The following is a 15,464-nucleotide window of genomic DNA, read 5'->3' as shown; positions in this document are numbered from 1 at the left end:
ACTCCTTATATCTGATTCTTTTCGCATGTAAAAATATATGCAGGAGGAACATTTCTCCACTCTTTTTCCACTTTAATCTGAGGGAAAAAAGAGCGGATCAGCTGTTTTTTAAAACTCGTATACTGAAACGTAATAAATTTCCCTTCCTCCGCTAATACGCTGCGCGTGTTTTGCAAAATACAGTCCGACACTTCAGACGTTAAAGAAGCAAAAGGAAGACCTGATAGTACGTAATCCACTTTTGGAATATCATACTGTATCAAGTACTTTTGAACATTTTCAGCGGATCCGTGTATCACATACACATTTTTTTCATCTCTTACTTGTTCCTTTACTTTTTCGTAAAAATGCCGATTGTATTCGATAAGAAGCAAAGTTGTACAAGCGCTTCGTCTTCTTATTAATTCACGGGTAAAAACTCCGGTTCCTGGCCCGTACTCTACTATACAGCCTGCATGTTCAAAATCAATCCCTTTTACCATTTTTTTCGCTAAGTGCGTAGAGCTCGGCAAAAGTGCGCCTACCGTTCGCGGCTGGTGAAAATATTGATACATAAAAGCTAAATTCATTTTCTATTCCTTCTTTCTATTCTTTCTTTCTAGAATAGAAAAAAAATCTAAAGAAACGTTAAGTAAATTTCTTAAGAATTCTTAAGAAAACAAAAAGGAGGATGGGACATAACGGAATTAACCCAATCTAAAGACGAGCAAATTGGATTAATAAACTCATATGGATTGCTCTTGACACCGCTGTTGATTTCCATGCAAGACTTCGCTTTCCGCGGGAGTCTTCACCTTGCCCTCCAATCAACAGCTAGAAGCGGTGAAACCCACGTTCATAATAACAGTAAAAAATCCGAATGGTCAGTCAATAATATCGATTGATCATTCGAATTTATCCTTAACTAAAATATTTTTGTCCAGCCTCGATTACTCGTTTAAAAGATAATTTATCGTAAATAACATCCGCTATTTAAATCGAAGGTGGCTCCTGTATAATGTTTTGCTTGAGGGCTCAGTAAAAAAAGAACCGTATCTGCCACGTCTTGAGGCGTAACAAAGCTTGGAATCAGCTGATGAGCGATGTATTCATTTTTGCGCCACTCTGGAATATTTTTCATCATATCGGTATTTACCATTGTAGGTGCTACGGCGTTCACCCGGATATAAGGAGAAAAATTCATTGCACAGCTCTTAGTTAATCCTAGTATTGCTGCTTTAGACATTCCATATATAGCATCGGAGCTTCCTTCCATTCCTGACACGGACGATATATTAATAATCGCTCCTTCTACTTCCTTTTTCATTAATACTTCGCCAAAGTACTTGGAGAAATAAACATATCCTTTAATATTAATATCCATTACAAAATCTATTTCATTTTCTTCATAGTCCAATAAATTTTTCCCTAAATACACGCCTGCATTATTAACTAACCCATACAAGCTTTTATCTTTTATTTGATAAAAAAGATCTTTTACATCGTTGCCTTTTTTTACATCTACTACGTGTGTTTCAATATGGCCCTTTGTATCTTCAGCTAGCTGTTTCAAAGCTCCATCGTTAATATCACAAGCAATAACTGAATAGCCCTTCGACACACACTCTTTTACAATTTCTTTGCCAATTCCAGAACCTGCACCCGTAACGATTATCCATTTTTCTTTCATCTCGACACCTCTTATTCACTTCTGTTAAACATACTTGTTATGTAAATATTCAAACATTTATTATACCATTATTTTCTATATAGACATCCCTTTCTTGCGTTCTTTTTTAGCTTTCCTGACAAAGCGCGTATAGTTTTTTATAGGAGTGATAACGATAAGACAGTACATTATTCCAAACAAGAAAGAGATGATAAGACGTGGCAAAAGTACTTTATATTACAGCTCATCCTCACGATGAGTCTCAATCATTCAGTATGGCAACTGGAAAAGCATTTATCGATGCTTACAAAGAGCACAATTCAAGTGACGAAGTTGTACATATTGACCTTTATAAAGAAAATATTCCTCATATTGATGCGGATGTATTTAGCGGCTGGGGCAAACTTCAGTCTGGCTCTGAACTTTCTTCTCATGAACAGGAGAAGGTCAATCGCCTTGCAGAATTGAGCGAACAGTTTGTATCAGCGGACAAATATGTTTTTGTAACGCCTATGTGGAACTTTTCGTTTCCACCGGTTATGAAAGCCTATTTAGACTCTGTAGCCGTAGCGGGTAAGTCATTTAAATACACGGCAGAGGGTCCGGTTGGGCTATTAACGGATAAAAAAGCGCTTCATATTCAAGCGCGCGGAGGCATTTATTCTGAAGGGCCTGCAGCTGATATGGAAATGGGGCATCGTTATATTGGGATTATGATGAATTTCTTCGGAGTACCTTCGTTAGACGGCATTTTTGTGGAAGGGCATAACGCAATGCCAGATAAAGCCCAAGAAATTAAAGAAAAAGGAATAGCAGAAGCAAAAAAACTTGCCCAAACTTTTTAATATAAAGAGGCTGTAACAAAAATATTTTAATTGAAGGAAGATCCGAACGAGGACTCGAGACTCTTAATGGAGCATCAACTTTGTTCGGATTTTTCTGTTGGTAGGACGAACGTAGCTTTCATGCATGGTGGCTGCTTCCAGTAGTTAATTGGAGGGCAAGGCGAAGACTCCTGCGGGAAAAGCGGAACAGATGAGACCCCACAGGCGCGTAAGCGACGAGGAGGCTCATCGGCCGGCCGCGGAAAGCGAAGCCTTGCACGGAAATTAACTGCGATGTAACAACCCATTCATACTAGATCATTTATCCCGTTTGTTCGTCTTTCGATGGAAGTGATTTCGTTATGTCTAAGTCTCTTTTCTACGCAAAAAAACTTTCTCTTTCCTTTTCGATCCACCTGTCCATTTCTCTATCACTTTTTTCTACAAGTCTGTTAACGAGAATATCATGCCAAATATAATTTTCAAGTAAATTAATGTTGACTGCGTTATTTGTATAGTACGCCATTTCTTTATGACCATAAATCATTTCACTGCTGTCAACAGATATAATAAACCAGTTTTGATTCCCAATGTTTTCGGTATAGCTTGTATGGCGGTGCCGGTCAAATTCCTCCATCGCTTCATCTTGTTCAAACACAATTCCTTTTAGTGTGACGCTCTCCCTTAGCTGTAATAAAAGAGGCTTCAACTCATTATAAATATCGGGCCAAAGCGAGATGACAATTTTATTTTTTGCTTTTAACAATAGCGACTCACAAAAAGCAAGAATGGCTCTTTCTCCTTTCATCGTCATAACCCGGCTTTCTTCTATAGACTCTGCAGCTTCAAGACGTTTAAGCGTTTCGCTAACGCCTTCATACGTTTCGTTCCATTTTTTTTGCAGCGAATGCAAAAAAGCATCGACGGGCAACGACGTGTACTGGGTGCCATCATTACTCTCTTCTTTTAACACCATGCCTTTTTCCTCTAGTGTTTGTAAAATATCGTATACACGCGCTCTTGGCACACCTGAATGTTTACTAATGCTATAAGCAGTGGAAGATCCTTTTTTGACAAGCGTCACGTATACTTTTGATTCATACTGATTAAATCCAAGCGACTGCAGCTGCTGAATAATATTTTCCATAAAGGAAACCTCCCTGTTTTTTAAGTTATTTGAAATTTTTATCATTTACATATTTACAACTGCTTTTTATATAGTTACTATTTAAGTAGTCACTATATATTATGACATGAGGAAGGTGCTTTATGGAAGAATTAAGTTTACAGATTGTTCTTTTGCTTTTACTATTTGGTTTTTTAGCCGCATTCATTGACTCTGTAGTTGGCGGAGGCGGTTTAATTTCAACGCCTGCTCTTTTATTTTTAGGCCTGCCTCCCGCTGCTGCCTTAGCTACAAATAAATTAGCCGGAACGATGGGCGTATTAACGAGTACCATTCGATTTGTAAAATCCGGAAAAGTCGACTTTCGCGTCGTAGGTAAATGGTTTCCTTTTGTATTTATTGGTTCTTTAGGAGGTTCAATCACCGTTCATTTTCTATCCTCTGCTTTTTTGAAACCTGTTATTTTGATTCTCCTTGTTTTAGTTGCTATTTATACAATCTTCAAAAAAAACTGGGGCACCACGTCTACGTATAAGCCGCTGTCTATTAAGAAACTTATTTTCTTTACCGCACTTATTTTTATTATTGGCTTTTACGATGGATTTTTAGGAGCAGGCACAGGTTCATTTATTTTATTTGCTTTTTTATTTATGGGATTTGATTTCCTGCAGTCAGCAGGCAGCGCAAAATTTTTAAATTTCGGCAGTAACTTAGGTGCTTTGCTTGTGTTTTTATATTTCGATTCTGTTGTATTTTCTTACGGATTAATTATGGGGGTTGCGATGATCGCGGGTTCTTTTGTCGGGTCAAATGTCGCTCTATCAAAAGGCGTGACGTACGTCCGAACGCTTTTTATCCTTGTCACTTTAAGCCTTATTAGCAAAAACATATTTGATTATGTAAATCAGTACAAATAGATCAATGGTTTCTTTAGAACCATAACAATGAACCTATATATCTATTAGATTAATAAAACCACCTCTTACTATTTTCTTATTTTTGGGTAAATGTGTAAAAAAACACTAAAATTGTTGTATACTGGTCCATGTTGTTTTACATAATTTAGAAGTATTATACAGAGGTGAACATTTTGTTTAAGAAATTCAGATTTTTATGGTTTATCTTGTTGATCTTTGCACTTATTTTTGTTAAAAATACGTTCTTTTCTTCTTCAGAGAACGCCGCTGAGACGCTAGCAACGTCAGATGTTCCACAAGCCGCAGCTACTTTCAAAGAGGGGAACAATCAGCAGGACGGGGTCATTATTCAAAAATATCGCAAACAGCTAGATGCAGCACAGAAAAAAACCGACGAAAAAGCTACTAAAGAAATACAAGAAAAAATTTATGAAGATGGAAGACAGGCGGCACTAAACTTTCTACCGCGCAATAAATTTCAAAGAGCTTTTTCTCAGCCTTCTAAAAAATCGGCCGATGACATTTATAACTTTCTAATTGCCCAAGTAGGGTTTGGAGGATATGATTCTCTTTATCAAGAAGCAATAGCTGCAAAAAAAGAAGCAGCTTCTTCTACTGACGAATTAAATATGAGTGGCATTCAAGCTAAAACCGCTGCACTTACATACGGCACACTAGCACAAAGAGAGCAGCTGCTTGTTACAAGTCTTGCCTATGACTTAAGCAGCGTAGGCGTCATTTCTTCCGATACAGCTAAAGATATTGATAAAAAAGCTACTCATATGCTAGAAATTAGAAAAGAAGGAATAAATGCCGCGATGCAAGAATAGTTTTGCGAAGTGAAAAGCAGCAGGTAAAAACTACTGTTTTTTTATTCTAAATAACGTTCACGTACTTCCCTATTTTAATAGGCGATCATTTAATAACACACTGGGTAAAGCTTTCATACAATGATATAAAAATGGAGGTAATTTCTATGAAAGAAGCGACTGTATATCAATACGACGCGTTTAGCACGCTCCCTAATAAAGGAAATCCTGCAGGAATTGTGTTTAACGGAGATGATTTTTCAGCTGAAGAAATGCAGAAGATTGCTTATCAAGCACAGTTTAACGAGACGGCTTTTATCATGAAGTCTTTCCGCGCTGATTTACGAATTCGTTACTTTACGCCCGGACAAGAAGCAGATTTGTGCGGCCATGCGACCGTCGCTTCTCTTTATGCTTTACATAGTAAAAATAAACTTCCAAAAACTACATTTACAGTGGAAACAAATGCTGGAATTTTGCCGATGACGGTACAGAGCAGAAACGGACAGCCTGTTATCACCATGAGTCAAGCTTCTCCGCAGTTTCATCCGTTTTCAGGTTCAAAAGAAAAACTGGCAAAAGCTCTTAATCTTCATATTGATGACCTTGATCAAACACTTCCTATTGTATATGGAAGCACAGGAAACTGGACGCTTCTTGTACCTTTAAAAAATTTAGATGCCTGTAAAAAGATGAAGCCTAATCAAGAAGATTTCCCTCATATTTTAACTGATATGCCAAAAGCATCTATTCATCCCTTTTGTTTTGACACGATCCATCCAGAAGCTCATATGCACGGAAGACATTTCTCTTCACCATTTTCGGGTACGGTAGAAGATGCTGTAACGGGAACAGCTTCTGGCGTAATGGGCGCCTATTATGCGAGATATGTGGATCAACAAAAAACCGACCGCTGGCAATTTGTGATTGAACAAGGGCAGGAAATAGATAGAGATGGCTTCGTTCATGTAGAAATCACAAAAAAAGAGAATACGTATGGTGTGGTAATCGCAGGAGAAGCTGCCTATGTAACCAAGCAAATCGTTTCTCTTTCCTAATAAAAACGTGTCCGCCTTTTTGGCGAACACGTTTTTTGTTTAGTAAATAATAGCCTGTACGCTCATTATTGTAACGGTTAAAATAAGAATCACGTTCCCTATAATTAACCACGGCTTTGCGCTTCCTCTTCTACCTTTAATAGCCGTGATTAGTCCAGCAATGGGCAATAAAGCCATAATGATGACCCAAATTTTACGAAGAATGCTGGAATCCAAATAAAAACCAAACTGCATCATCGCAAATAACACGACTGTAATAAGGAAGAAAAGTGTAGGCACGGCTAAATGAATGCCTCTTGGTCTCATTGAGTAGTACACAACATCACTTTCTTTCTATGTAAAATCTTACGTAAAATAACGTTATCATTTACACAGAGTTTTGACAACTTTTTGAAGGATTTTGTCAACAAATTTTAATAATCCAGAAGAAATTACTTCTCATTCAGCTGGCCGAAGACTGACGGAAGTGCAGAAATAACGTCGCTTGCTAATATATCTATCATTGTATGCCCCTGATCGAGCAGCACATCCGCTGCTTTTCCATGAACATATACCGCATTGCTTATTGCTTCTTGCAGAGAATCATGCTGCATGATAAAAGCGAGGATGATCCCTGTTAACGTATCACCCGTTCCGCCTTTTGCAAGTCCCGCATTTCCAGTGGTATTTACGTATTGTTTTCCGTCAGGTGTTGTAACAATCGTATTTGGACCTTTTAATACAAGGTACACACCATTTTCCACTGCGTATTGTCTAGATATTAAAAATCGATTCTCTTCTACTTCTGAGATTGATGTATCCACGAGTCTAGCCATTTCTCCCGGATGAGGTGTTAAAATCGTTGCGTGTTCTCTTTCTTTTACTTCTTTCATCAAATCTGGCAGATGAAAAAGAGCATCTGCGTCGATTACAACAGAAACCGGCTGTTGAAGCACTTGCTCGACAACTTTCTTCGTTTCTTTCGTTCTCCCAAGCCCCGGTCCCACTGCAATTGCATCATACTTTTCTTCTTCTAAAGGAATCTCGCCTGCAAAAAAGCCATCTTTGCTTAGGCATGGCTTGTACATCACTTCCAACATGTGAGCAGCTGCAATCGCATGAATATCACTCGGAAGCGCAAGAGTTAAAAGCCCCGCTCCGCTTGTGAGTGCTGCTTTGGACGTTAGCATTGGCGCTCCGGGTGTTTGGAGTGAACCTCCTATTACGATTCCTTTTCCATGCGTACCTTTATTGGACGAAGCGTTTCGAATGGGAAAAGATTGTTTAATATGCTGAGTTGACCATACTTCCTTAAGAGATGAACTTTTTTCAATTGCTAGCGGCGGAATACCGATATCTACTACAATCAATTCACCGTAACTTTCTTTGCTCGGGTATGTAAATGCCGTGACTTTCGGCTGCTGAAGCGTAATCGTAGCATCTGCACGTACCGTAAGCTCTTGCTTCTGTTCCATTACTCCACTTGGGACATCGATGCTGTATATGTAAGCATTAGAATCGTTTATTTTTTTTATAATGTCATCGTAAGGAGATTTGATGCTGCCTTTTACGCCTATACCTAATAAACAATCAATAAGAACCGTATACTTTTTCACAGAGAAGTTGTCTCCAGCCGATTGCCACGTGAACCCAGCATTTTCATAGATGATCATGGCTTTTTTAGCCGCGCCTTTTATTTTTTCCCGTGCAGGAACTACCCAGACGTCAACTTCATAGCCTTTTGACTTCAAAGCACGGGCAATAACAAAGCCGTCTCCTCCATTGTTTCCCGTTCCTATAAGCAGCCCTATGTTTTCATGTTTTTTGATTCGCTCACTCAGCGCGTTGGCAGCAGCCTGCCCGGCATTTTCCATAAGGGACTCTTCACTCATCCCAATTGTATTCATCACATAATCATCCACTTGATACATCTCTTGATTCGTTACAATTCTCATTATGCTGCTCCTTACTGAAACGGAAATGGTTCATCTGTATTTACCGTTCCTTTTATTTTCGTTATAGTTAATTGTTCTCCTTTCACCCAATCTTCAAACGAGAAAATGAGAGGCTTTGCTTTTCGTCCAATCCCCACAATGACTTGCAGCGTCTCCGGTACATATGCTACTGTATGAAGCGTTCCAGCAGAATTCCGGTAATCTTCTTTAAAAATACCGTATTCATCTTCATTAAATAAAGAAAAAGCTTCAAGAGGCGATAGCTTTTTTTCAATATGATCTCGAATATGATCGAGCCTTTCCTTTGACTCTACCAAATGATGACGATTTTCTTCGACCAGCTGATTAAAATGGTTCGTACACCCCATCATCGTCCCTCTTTGTACATGAACGCCTCGTCCAGATGCTTCGACTACTGCTCCCTGTCCACTGCGGTCATAAATGGAATAATTAAACGCATGACGATGCGGTGCTCTTTCTAAAATAGCAACAGCCTCTTCTGTCGTTTCACATGTTTCTAAAATAAACCGAGCGAGCGTACAGCAAATAAATCCGTTTGTTTGACGGCGGCGATTAACAAAATGATAGCCAATTGCCAGTCCTTTTTCATTCATTCCATCCATTCGCCCAATCATTCTTGTTCCAAATCCGACGCTTGCATATCCTTCATTTGGCTGAAAAAGCAAAAATCGACCTTCGTACGTTTTAGGATGATAATCATAGTTTCGTACATACACGCCGTGCTGCATAAGAGCCGAACATCCCGTTTTTTTCCACTCTTGCTGATACCCGCTGTACTCATGAATAACGTCTTCAAGAGGCCAATCTAAGCCTTCTGCTAAGCCCACTAGCTCATCCCACAGTCCCCGAGCAAATAAGTCGTAATAATGACGAGCTTCTTTTACTATCGTTTGATAGCTTCGTAATGAACGTTTTCTTCTTTTTTGATGATTTTCAAACAGCTTTGTCCCTTTATGTAATTTCCCTTGCATTTCACCAAGCTCTCGGTAAGAGCCCCGCCCTTGAATAACTTCTACCTGTATTTCTTTCACTTCTATCACTCCAATTTTCCAGTACCTTTATTGTGCAGCAAGCGCTCTATTCTTTGCAACTTTCTCCTCTCATAGAACTCTCTTCCTTTGAATACAGTTATAAAGAAACAGGTCGAAAGATTGAAAAGCATTATCATAAGAGGTGATCATATTGCTAAAGGAAGTTCAGCTAGAGATTCAGCGAAGAATCGCCTATCTGCGCCCAACACAAAAAAATGACGGGTCATTTCGCTACTGTTTTGAAACAGGCGTTATGCCTGATGCGTTTTTAATTATGCTTCTTCGCACCTTTGATTTAGATAAAGAAGTGTTGATTAAACAATTAACCGAACGGATCGTTTCCCTTCAAAATGAAGATGGTCTTTGGACGTTGTTTGATGATGAAGAACATAACTTATCTGCCACTATTCAAGCTTATACAGCTCTTTTATATTCAGGATATTACCAAAAAAACGACCGGATTTTGCGAAAAGCAGAAAGATATATTATAGATTCAGGAGGCATTTCGCGCGCTCATTTTCTCACAAGATGGATGCTTTCTGTTAACGGTCTATACGAGTGGCCAAAGCTATTTTACCTCCCGCTTTCTCTTTTGCTCGTGCCTACCTATGTACCGCTTAACTTTTATGAATTAAGCACTTATGCCAGAATTCACTTCGTTCCGATGATGGTAGCAGGAAACAAAAAATTTTCACTTACTTCTAGGCATACACCTTCTCTTTCTCATTTAGATGTAAGAGAACAGAAACAGGAATCGGAGGAAACTACTCAAGAATCACGCGCTTCAATTTTTTTAGTCGACCATTTAAAACAGCTGGCTTCTTTACCTTCTTACATCCACAAACTTGGTTATCAAGCAGCCGAGCGTTACATGCTAGAAAGAATTGAAAAAGATGGAACACTCTACAGCTACGCCACCTCTACTTTTTTTATGATTTACGGTCTTTTGGCTCTTGGCTATAAAAAAGATTCATTTGTGATCCAAAAAGCAATTGACGGGATTTGTTCACTACTTAGTACATGCAGCGGCCACGTGCACGTAGAAAACTCCACGTCAACCGTTTGGGATACCGCGCTGCTCTCTTACGCTCTACAGGAAGCAGGTGTACCGCAGCAAGATCCCATGATTAAAGGCACAACTCGCTACTTAAAGAAAAGACAGCATACAAAGCTTGGAGATTGGCAGTTTCATAACCCAAATACAGCACCTGGAGGCTGGGGGTTTTCCGATATTAATACAAATAACCCTGACTTAGACGATACGTCTGCTGCTATCAGAGCTCTTTCTAGAAGAGCGCAAACCGATACAGATTATTTGGAGTCTTGGCAAAGAGGGATTAACTGGCTGCTGTCCATGCAAAACAAAGATGGGGGTTTTGCTGCATTTGAAAAAAATACCGACTCTATTTTATTTACTTATCTGCCGCTTGAAAATGCAAAAGATGCAGCGACGGATCCGGCTACTGCCGATTTAACCGGTCGAGTGCTTGAGTGTCTCGGAAACTTTGCTGGTATGAATAAATCCCACCCTTCGATTAAAGCTGCAGTAAAATGGCTGTTTGATCATCAATTGGATAACGGGAGCTGGTACGGCCGGTGGGGAGTTTGCTATATTTACGGAACGTGGGCCGCTATTACAGGACTCCGTGCTGTAGGGGTTTCTGCTTCTGATCCGCGTATCATCAAAGCTATCAACTGGCTCAAAAGCATTCAACAAGAAGACGGTGGATTCGGAGAATCATGCTATAGCGCTTCTTTAAAAAAATATGTGCCACTATCGTTTAGCACCCCCTCTCAAACGGCTTGGGCTCTCGATGCTTTAATGACAATATGTCCGTTAAAAGATCAATCCGTTGAAAAAGGAATTAAATTTTTACTAAATCCAAATCTTACAGAGCAGCAAACTCATTACCCCACGGGAATTGGTCTTCCTGGACAATTTTATATTCAGTACCACAGCTACAATGATATTTTTCCTCTTCTTGCACTTGCCCACTACGCAAAAAAACATTCTTCGTAAAAAGGCTGGGACAAAAGGAGTTTAGCTGAAGGAAGATTCGAACGATGAATTGAGATTCTTGCTTGAGAATCCAACTCGTTCGGATTTTTTTATTTGTAGGATGAACGTAGGCTTGCTCCATATATGTAGAGCAGTTAATGGGAAGCCAAGTCTTGCACGGAAATCAACCGCGGTGTAACAAGCACTCCACACTAGCACATTGATCCCATTTGTTTGTCTTGAGATTCGATGGACGTAGTTGTGTCTCAATTTCTTTTTATACGTAAAAGCAGGTTTTTTAAGAAACAAGTGGAATACCTTTTTAAATGTTAGAAAAGAAAGGATGCATCAAATGAATAATGTTTCACCACTTTTAAAAGGAAAAAACGTGATACTAAGAAAACCAAAGGACAGCGATGTAAATGACTATCTAGCATGCAAACAAACAAAAGAACTTATTCGCATGTACGGAGGCGATACCCGAAACTTAAAACCTCTTACATTACAAGATGCCAAGCGGCACGTCGAGTACATAAAGTCTCAAAAGCTGAATTGGTGCATTGAATATCAGCAGCGTTTTGTTGGAGAGGCCCGGCTGACCGTTAACGAGTACGACCGGCGCGCACGGTATGCAATTGGTTTATTTGATTCTTCCGTTTGGAGTCAAGGGCTAGGCACTGAAGTTACAAAATTGGTACTTGCGTACGCATTTGAACACCTTCACTTGCACAGAGTCGATTTACGAGTGCTCGAATACAACCATAGAGCCATTGCTTGTTATGAAAAATGCGGTTTTGTAAAAGAAGGAATAGAGCGTGAAGGTGCTTTTATTGAAGAAGCATTTCAGACAGATCTTATCATGAGTATACTCGAACAAGAGTATTATCAGCTTTAGAGGAGAGAACCAGCTGTCATCATCGTACTTCTTTAAAAGTTCGTATAGCCCAAGCCTTTTGTGAATAAAGTAACATAACGATATGACCAAAGGAGCCAACGATGACAGCTTATGATTCCTCTTCTTTTGTATTTGTAACCATTGATAAACATGACATTGCTGCTTTTTTACTAATTGATATTATTTGCGGCACCACTATTTATGTAGCATGTAAACATTATCTTCACAATGAGCTTGTTTCCATTGCAAGCAGCGCCCTTTTTCCCATGGTATGCAAGAAGGTTTCTCGACGTTAGATCAGCTTTTTACCGGTACCGGTTCTTTTAATGACAGCCAAGTGCGTTCCTTCTGCTGCTGAATCTCTACGGAGTGATTAAAAAATTTAGAAAGATGCGGCTCAGTGAGCTGGTCTTTCGTTTTCCCAGAAGAAAACACTTCTCCTTGGCGCATACAAAGCGTATGGGTAAAGCAAGGCAAAATTTCTTCTACATGGTGAGTAACATAAATAAGCGTAGGCGCTTTTGGCTGCTCTGCCATTTTTGCGATTAGCTGAAGAAGCTGTTCGCGGGCCATTATATCTAGACCTGTACATGGCTCATCAAGTATTAAAAGCTTTGGTGAAGCCATAAGAGCTCGGGCAATTAGCACTCGCTGGCGCTCTCCTTGAGAAAGTGTTCCGTACGCCTGATTTTGTAAATCTGCGCAATTTAGCAGCTGCATTAATTCTATGGCTTGGTTCATATCTTTTTGCTCCACTTGTTCATATAAACCAATAGATGCAAATTTTCCGCTTAAAATCATTTCTACAACCGTATCGTCATCTCGAAACCGCTGTTGAAGCGAAGAGCTTACCCATCCAATTTCTTTTCTGAGCTCAGACAGATTTGTTTCTCCAAATTTCCTTGAAAGAACTTCTACTTGACCTTTTGTAGGCCAGATATATCCGTTGATTATATTTAAAAGCGTCGTTTTTCCGGAACCATTTAACCCAAGCAAACACCAATGTTCCCCTTTTTCCACTAACCACGACACGTTTTTTAAAATTTCTTTTTCTGCTCGTTTTACCGAAACGTTCTTAATTTTGATCATGCTAACACTCCTATACTCTCATTTTTCATTATATATACTATAAAAGAATAACGATTTATCCCATTTGTTAACTTGCTTTTCTTTTTTCATGCCAATTCTTTCAGCCAGTTTAATCGATGGGAAATTGTCAGGATCTATTAATGATATAATCTTCTGAAATTTCAGCGTATGAAGTCCATAATCTAAGCAAGCTTTTGCTGCTTCACTCGCATAGCCTTTGCCCCAGCGGCTGCGTAAAAATAAATAACCAAGTTCTGGATCTACCTTTCCGTCTACTTTTTGAAGAACCATGCCACACTGCCCAAGAAACTCTCCTTTCTGCTTATCCTCAGCGATCCACATGCTAATGCCGTACGTTTGATAATGCTGCTTCATCCATTGAATCCAGCGACGTGTGTCTTGTTCGCTTTTAGTAGAAGAATAATACTTCATTGCTTCAGCATCCTCAAAGATTTTCAGTAAATTTCCTGCATCGCTTTCGGCCATGGCTCGCAGCGTCATTCGTTCTGTCTCAATAATCGTATGAATCCTCTCCTTTCTTACATTCCAACATCTACTATCTTTATTATCCGCTACTATTTTCTTTTCGTAAAGTTTTCCTTTTTTTATTTAAATGACCGGGAAAAAACGCACCAAAAAAGGCTGCTACACACAGCCCTTTAATCTGGATCACACGTTTTCCCGTACCGTAATACGTTATATATAGCACGTCCATCACTTGCAGTTGTCTCTGTATATTGAATTGGCAGCAGTGAGAAAATAACATAATAGACTGAAAAATAAACAAATTGATAGCAAAATATATCTTCAGGCAGAATATTAGCCATAATTAATCCATTTATTATAAAAATAGTAAGCAAATTAAACAGTACACCACCAGCATACACCACTGCATGAGAAATGCGACTGTCATTCTTAAGATTTTCATATTTACAAAACGAGTCTAAAAAATAGACTGACTTAATTTTAAACTTCCCCATTTTAAGAATCGTTTTCCCCCGCCCAATAGTAAAATCGACCTTCCCTCCGAAAATAATTGCCATGACGGAATGCCCCAGCTGATGAACAAATGATACAAGTGGCAATACAAGACAGAATGACCACACAAATTTTGGAAGATCATTTAACCCAAACACCTTTATCCCTCCTTTTTGTTTCTTCTCTCTACTTTTCCTCCCCGTTTTCACTTAAAACTACATTTAATTTCTTTTTTAAAACTCATACGAAATAACTAGCATATACATCGTGTCTTATGACCTAGATAAAACCCGATATATGTAGCTTATGAAAAATACATTTTTCGAAAAATAGTTGGCGTAACGTTTTCCTGTTCTTTGAAACGCTTGATAAAGTAGCTTGGATGTTCATACCCTACTTGTCTTGCTACATCTTGTACAGAGATTTGGTTGTTTTTAAGCAGCAGTTTCTTTGCTTTTTGAATCCGCACGCGCGTTACGTATTCAAATGGCCGGATGCCAAGAGATTGTTGAAAAAGCAAACACGTATACTGCTCCGTTACGCTGAGCTGCTGCGCCAGTACTTCTAGCGTTAACGGCTGATGATAATATTCCTCGATATAACGAAGGACTGGGTTTAGCTGAGTAATTTGCTGCAGGCGACTTTTGCTTTCTATATATACGCTGTCTTGGCGAAGTTTTAAAATGACGCTGTATAGTAGTTCAGAGCACTGCATGGTGCTAAAGGTATGATTTTCTTCTAACCGATTCATTAGTTCTTGAAGCATCCTGTAAAGACTTTCAGCATTTGTAAGGACGATTTTTCCCGAATTAATAAATTGAAGAGAAAGCATAATATCATCCATCACACTTCCGTTAAAAGAAACCCAGCATACTTGCCATTCGCTCGTAACGGGATAGTATTCGTGCGGAACGTGCGGCGTCAGAAACATCCCTTCATTTTCTTTTATAATATAAACCTCGTCATTTACATGAAGCTCGCCTCTTCCTTTTATACATTGAATCCATTGATAATCAGGAAACTCTCCCTGACGGTTAATATGCGTTTGATGTCTCCAGCTTCCAGCGCTTGTAACATAAAATGGCAGTTTCATATCTTCATCTGAAAGAGCCGGAAAGTACATACGGTCCATATT

Annotated in this window: 17 protein-coding genes; 7 read left to right on the top strand and 10 right to left on the bottom strand. The window is 39.1% G+C overall.

Annotated elements, in window-relative coordinates; translation table 11 throughout:
• Positions 1 to 5 precede the first annotated feature (5 nt).
• Together BG04_RS22205 and BG04_RS22200 are read right to left on the bottom strand one after the other, a co-directional pair.
• Positions 6 to 569 carry a class I SAM-dependent methyltransferase gene (locus BG04_RS22205; RefSeq protein ID WP_034652484.1) on the bottom strand — a complete coding sequence of 188 codons (564 nt, stop codon included), beginning with the start codon at positions 567 to 569 and terminating at the stop codon, positions 6 to 8.
• A gap of 380 nt (positions 570 to 949) precedes the next feature.
• Positions 950 to 1,669 (bottom strand): SDR family NAD(P)-dependent oxidoreductase, encoded by a 720-nt coding sequence (locus BG04_RS22200; RefSeq protein WP_034652487.1) that lies wholly within the window; start codon positions 1,667 to 1,669, stop codon positions 950 to 952.
• Positions 1,670 to 1,866: 197 nt separating this feature from the next.
• Between BG04_RS22200 and BG04_RS22195 the strand changes: the two genes are divergently transcribed.
• Positions 1,867 to 2,493, top strand: a complete 627-nt coding sequence (locus BG04_RS22195) for an FMN-dependent NADH-azoreductase (protein ID WP_013083009.1) — start codon at positions 1,867 to 1,869, stop codon at positions 2,491 to 2,493.
• Positions 2,494 to 2,851: 358 nt separating this feature from the next.
• Here the strand turns inward: BG04_RS22195 and BG04_RS22190 are convergent, their stop codons facing one another.
• Positions 2,852 to 3,619, bottom strand: a complete 768-nt coding sequence (locus tag BG04_RS22190; protein WP_013083008.1) for a TrmB family transcriptional regulator — start codon at positions 3,617 to 3,619, stop codon at positions 2,852 to 2,854.
• A gap of 122 nt (positions 3,620 to 3,741) precedes the next feature.
• Here BG04_RS22190 and BG04_RS22185 point away from each other — a divergent pair, with 122 nt between their 5' ends.
• The 3 genes from BG04_RS22185 (at position 3,742) to BG04_RS22175 (ending at position 6,382) form a co-directional block, all read left to right on the top strand.
• Positions 3,742 to 4,515: a sulfite exporter TauE/SafE family protein gene (locus BG04_RS22185; RefSeq protein ID WP_013083007.1), complete on the top strand. Its 774-nt coding sequence runs from the start codon at positions 3,742 to 3,744 to the stop codon at positions 4,513 to 4,515.
• Positions 4,516 to 4,679: 164 nt separating this feature from the next.
• On the top strand, positions 4,680 to 5,345 hold the full coding sequence (locus BG04_RS22180; protein WP_230586564.1) for a hypothetical protein: 666 nt from the start codon (positions 4,680 to 4,682) through the stop codon (positions 5,343 to 5,345).
• Between the two features lie 146 nt (positions 5,346 to 5,491).
• On the top strand, positions 5,492 to 6,382 hold the full coding sequence (locus BG04_RS22175; protein WP_034652494.1) for a PhzF family phenazine biosynthesis isomerase: 891 nt from the start codon (positions 5,492 to 5,494) through the stop codon (positions 6,380 to 6,382).
• 39 nt (positions 6,383 to 6,421) lie between these two features.
• Here the strand turns inward: BG04_RS22175 and BG04_RS22170 are convergent, their stop codons facing one another.
• From BG04_RS22170 to BG04_RS22160, 3 genes are all read right to left on the bottom strand, one after another.
• Positions 6,422 to 6,700 carry a hypothetical protein gene (locus BG04_RS22170; protein ID WP_223260155.1) on the bottom strand — a complete coding sequence of 93 codons (279 nt, stop codon included), beginning with the start codon at positions 6,698 to 6,700 and terminating at the stop codon, positions 6,422 to 6,424.
• 113 nt (positions 6,701 to 6,813) lie between these two features.
• On the bottom strand, positions 6,814 to 8,316 hold the full coding sequence (locus BG04_RS22165) for an NAD(P)H-hydrate dehydratase (protein ID WP_034652497.1): 1,503 nt from the start codon (positions 8,314 to 8,316) through the stop codon (positions 6,814 to 6,816).
• Between the two features lie 11 nt (positions 8,317 to 8,327).
• Positions 8,328 to 9,368, bottom strand: coding sequence for a C45 family autoproteolytic acyltransferase/hydrolase (locus BG04_RS22160; RefSeq protein ID WP_034652498.1), 1,041 nt, complete (start codon positions 9,366 to 9,368; stop codon positions 8,328 to 8,330).
• 142 nt (positions 9,369 to 9,510) lie between these two features.
• Between BG04_RS22160 and BG04_RS22155 the strand changes: the two genes are divergently transcribed.
• From BG04_RS22155 to BG04_RS22145, 3 genes are all read left to right on the top strand, one after another.
• On the top strand, positions 9,511 to 11,388 hold the full coding sequence (locus BG04_RS22155) for a terpene cyclase/mutase family protein (protein WP_016763969.1): 1,878 nt from the start codon (positions 9,511 to 9,513) through the stop codon (positions 11,386 to 11,388).
• 331 nt (positions 11,389 to 11,719) lie between these two features.
• Complete coding sequence (locus tag BG04_RS22150; protein ID WP_034652502.1) at positions 11,720 to 12,262, top strand: GNAT family N-acetyltransferase; 543 nt, start codon at positions 11,720 to 11,722, stop codon at positions 12,260 to 12,262.
• Between the two features lie 101 nt (positions 12,263 to 12,363).
• Positions 12,364 to 12,558 carry a hypothetical protein gene (locus BG04_RS22145; protein WP_034652505.1) on the top strand — a complete coding sequence of 65 codons (195 nt, stop codon included), beginning with the start codon at positions 12,364 to 12,366 and terminating at the stop codon, positions 12,556 to 12,558.
• A gap of 1 nt (position 12,559) precedes the next feature.
• Here the strand turns inward: BG04_RS22145 and BG04_RS22140 are convergent, their stop codons facing one another.
• From BG04_RS22140 to BG04_RS22125, 4 genes are all read right to left on the bottom strand, one after another.
• Entirely contained in the window at positions 12,560 to 13,351 is a 792-nt protein-coding gene (locus BG04_RS22140) for an ABC transporter ATP-binding protein (RefSeq protein WP_016763966.1), read from the bottom strand.
• 18 nt (positions 13,352 to 13,369) lie between these two features.
• Positions 13,370 to 13,852 carry a GNAT family N-acetyltransferase gene (locus BG04_RS22135; RefSeq protein ID WP_034652506.1) on the bottom strand — a complete coding sequence of 161 codons (483 nt, stop codon included), beginning with the start codon at positions 13,850 to 13,852 and terminating at the stop codon, positions 13,370 to 13,372.
• A 158-nt stretch (positions 13,853 to 14,010) separates the two neighbouring features.
• Positions 14,011 to 14,487 (bottom strand): site-2 protease family protein, encoded by a 477-nt coding sequence (locus tag BG04_RS22130; RefSeq protein ID WP_013082995.1) that lies wholly within the window; start codon positions 14,485 to 14,487, stop codon positions 14,011 to 14,013.
• Between the two features lie 146 nt (positions 14,488 to 14,633).
• Positions 14,634 to 15,461: an AraC family transcriptional regulator gene (locus BG04_RS22125; protein ID WP_034652508.1), complete on the bottom strand. Its 828-nt coding sequence runs from the start codon at positions 15,459 to 15,461 to the stop codon at positions 14,634 to 14,636.
• Positions 15,462 to 15,464 lie beyond the last annotated feature (3 nt).

This window comes from Priestia megaterium NBRC 15308 = ATCC 14581, from assembly GCF_000832985.1.
In the GTDB taxonomy this organism is placed as follows: domain Bacteria; phylum Bacillota; class Bacilli; order Bacillales; family Bacillaceae_H; genus Priestia; species Priestia megaterium.
Note: the sequence above shows the minus strand (reverse complement) of the source record. Positions and strands in the feature narration are given on the sequence as shown.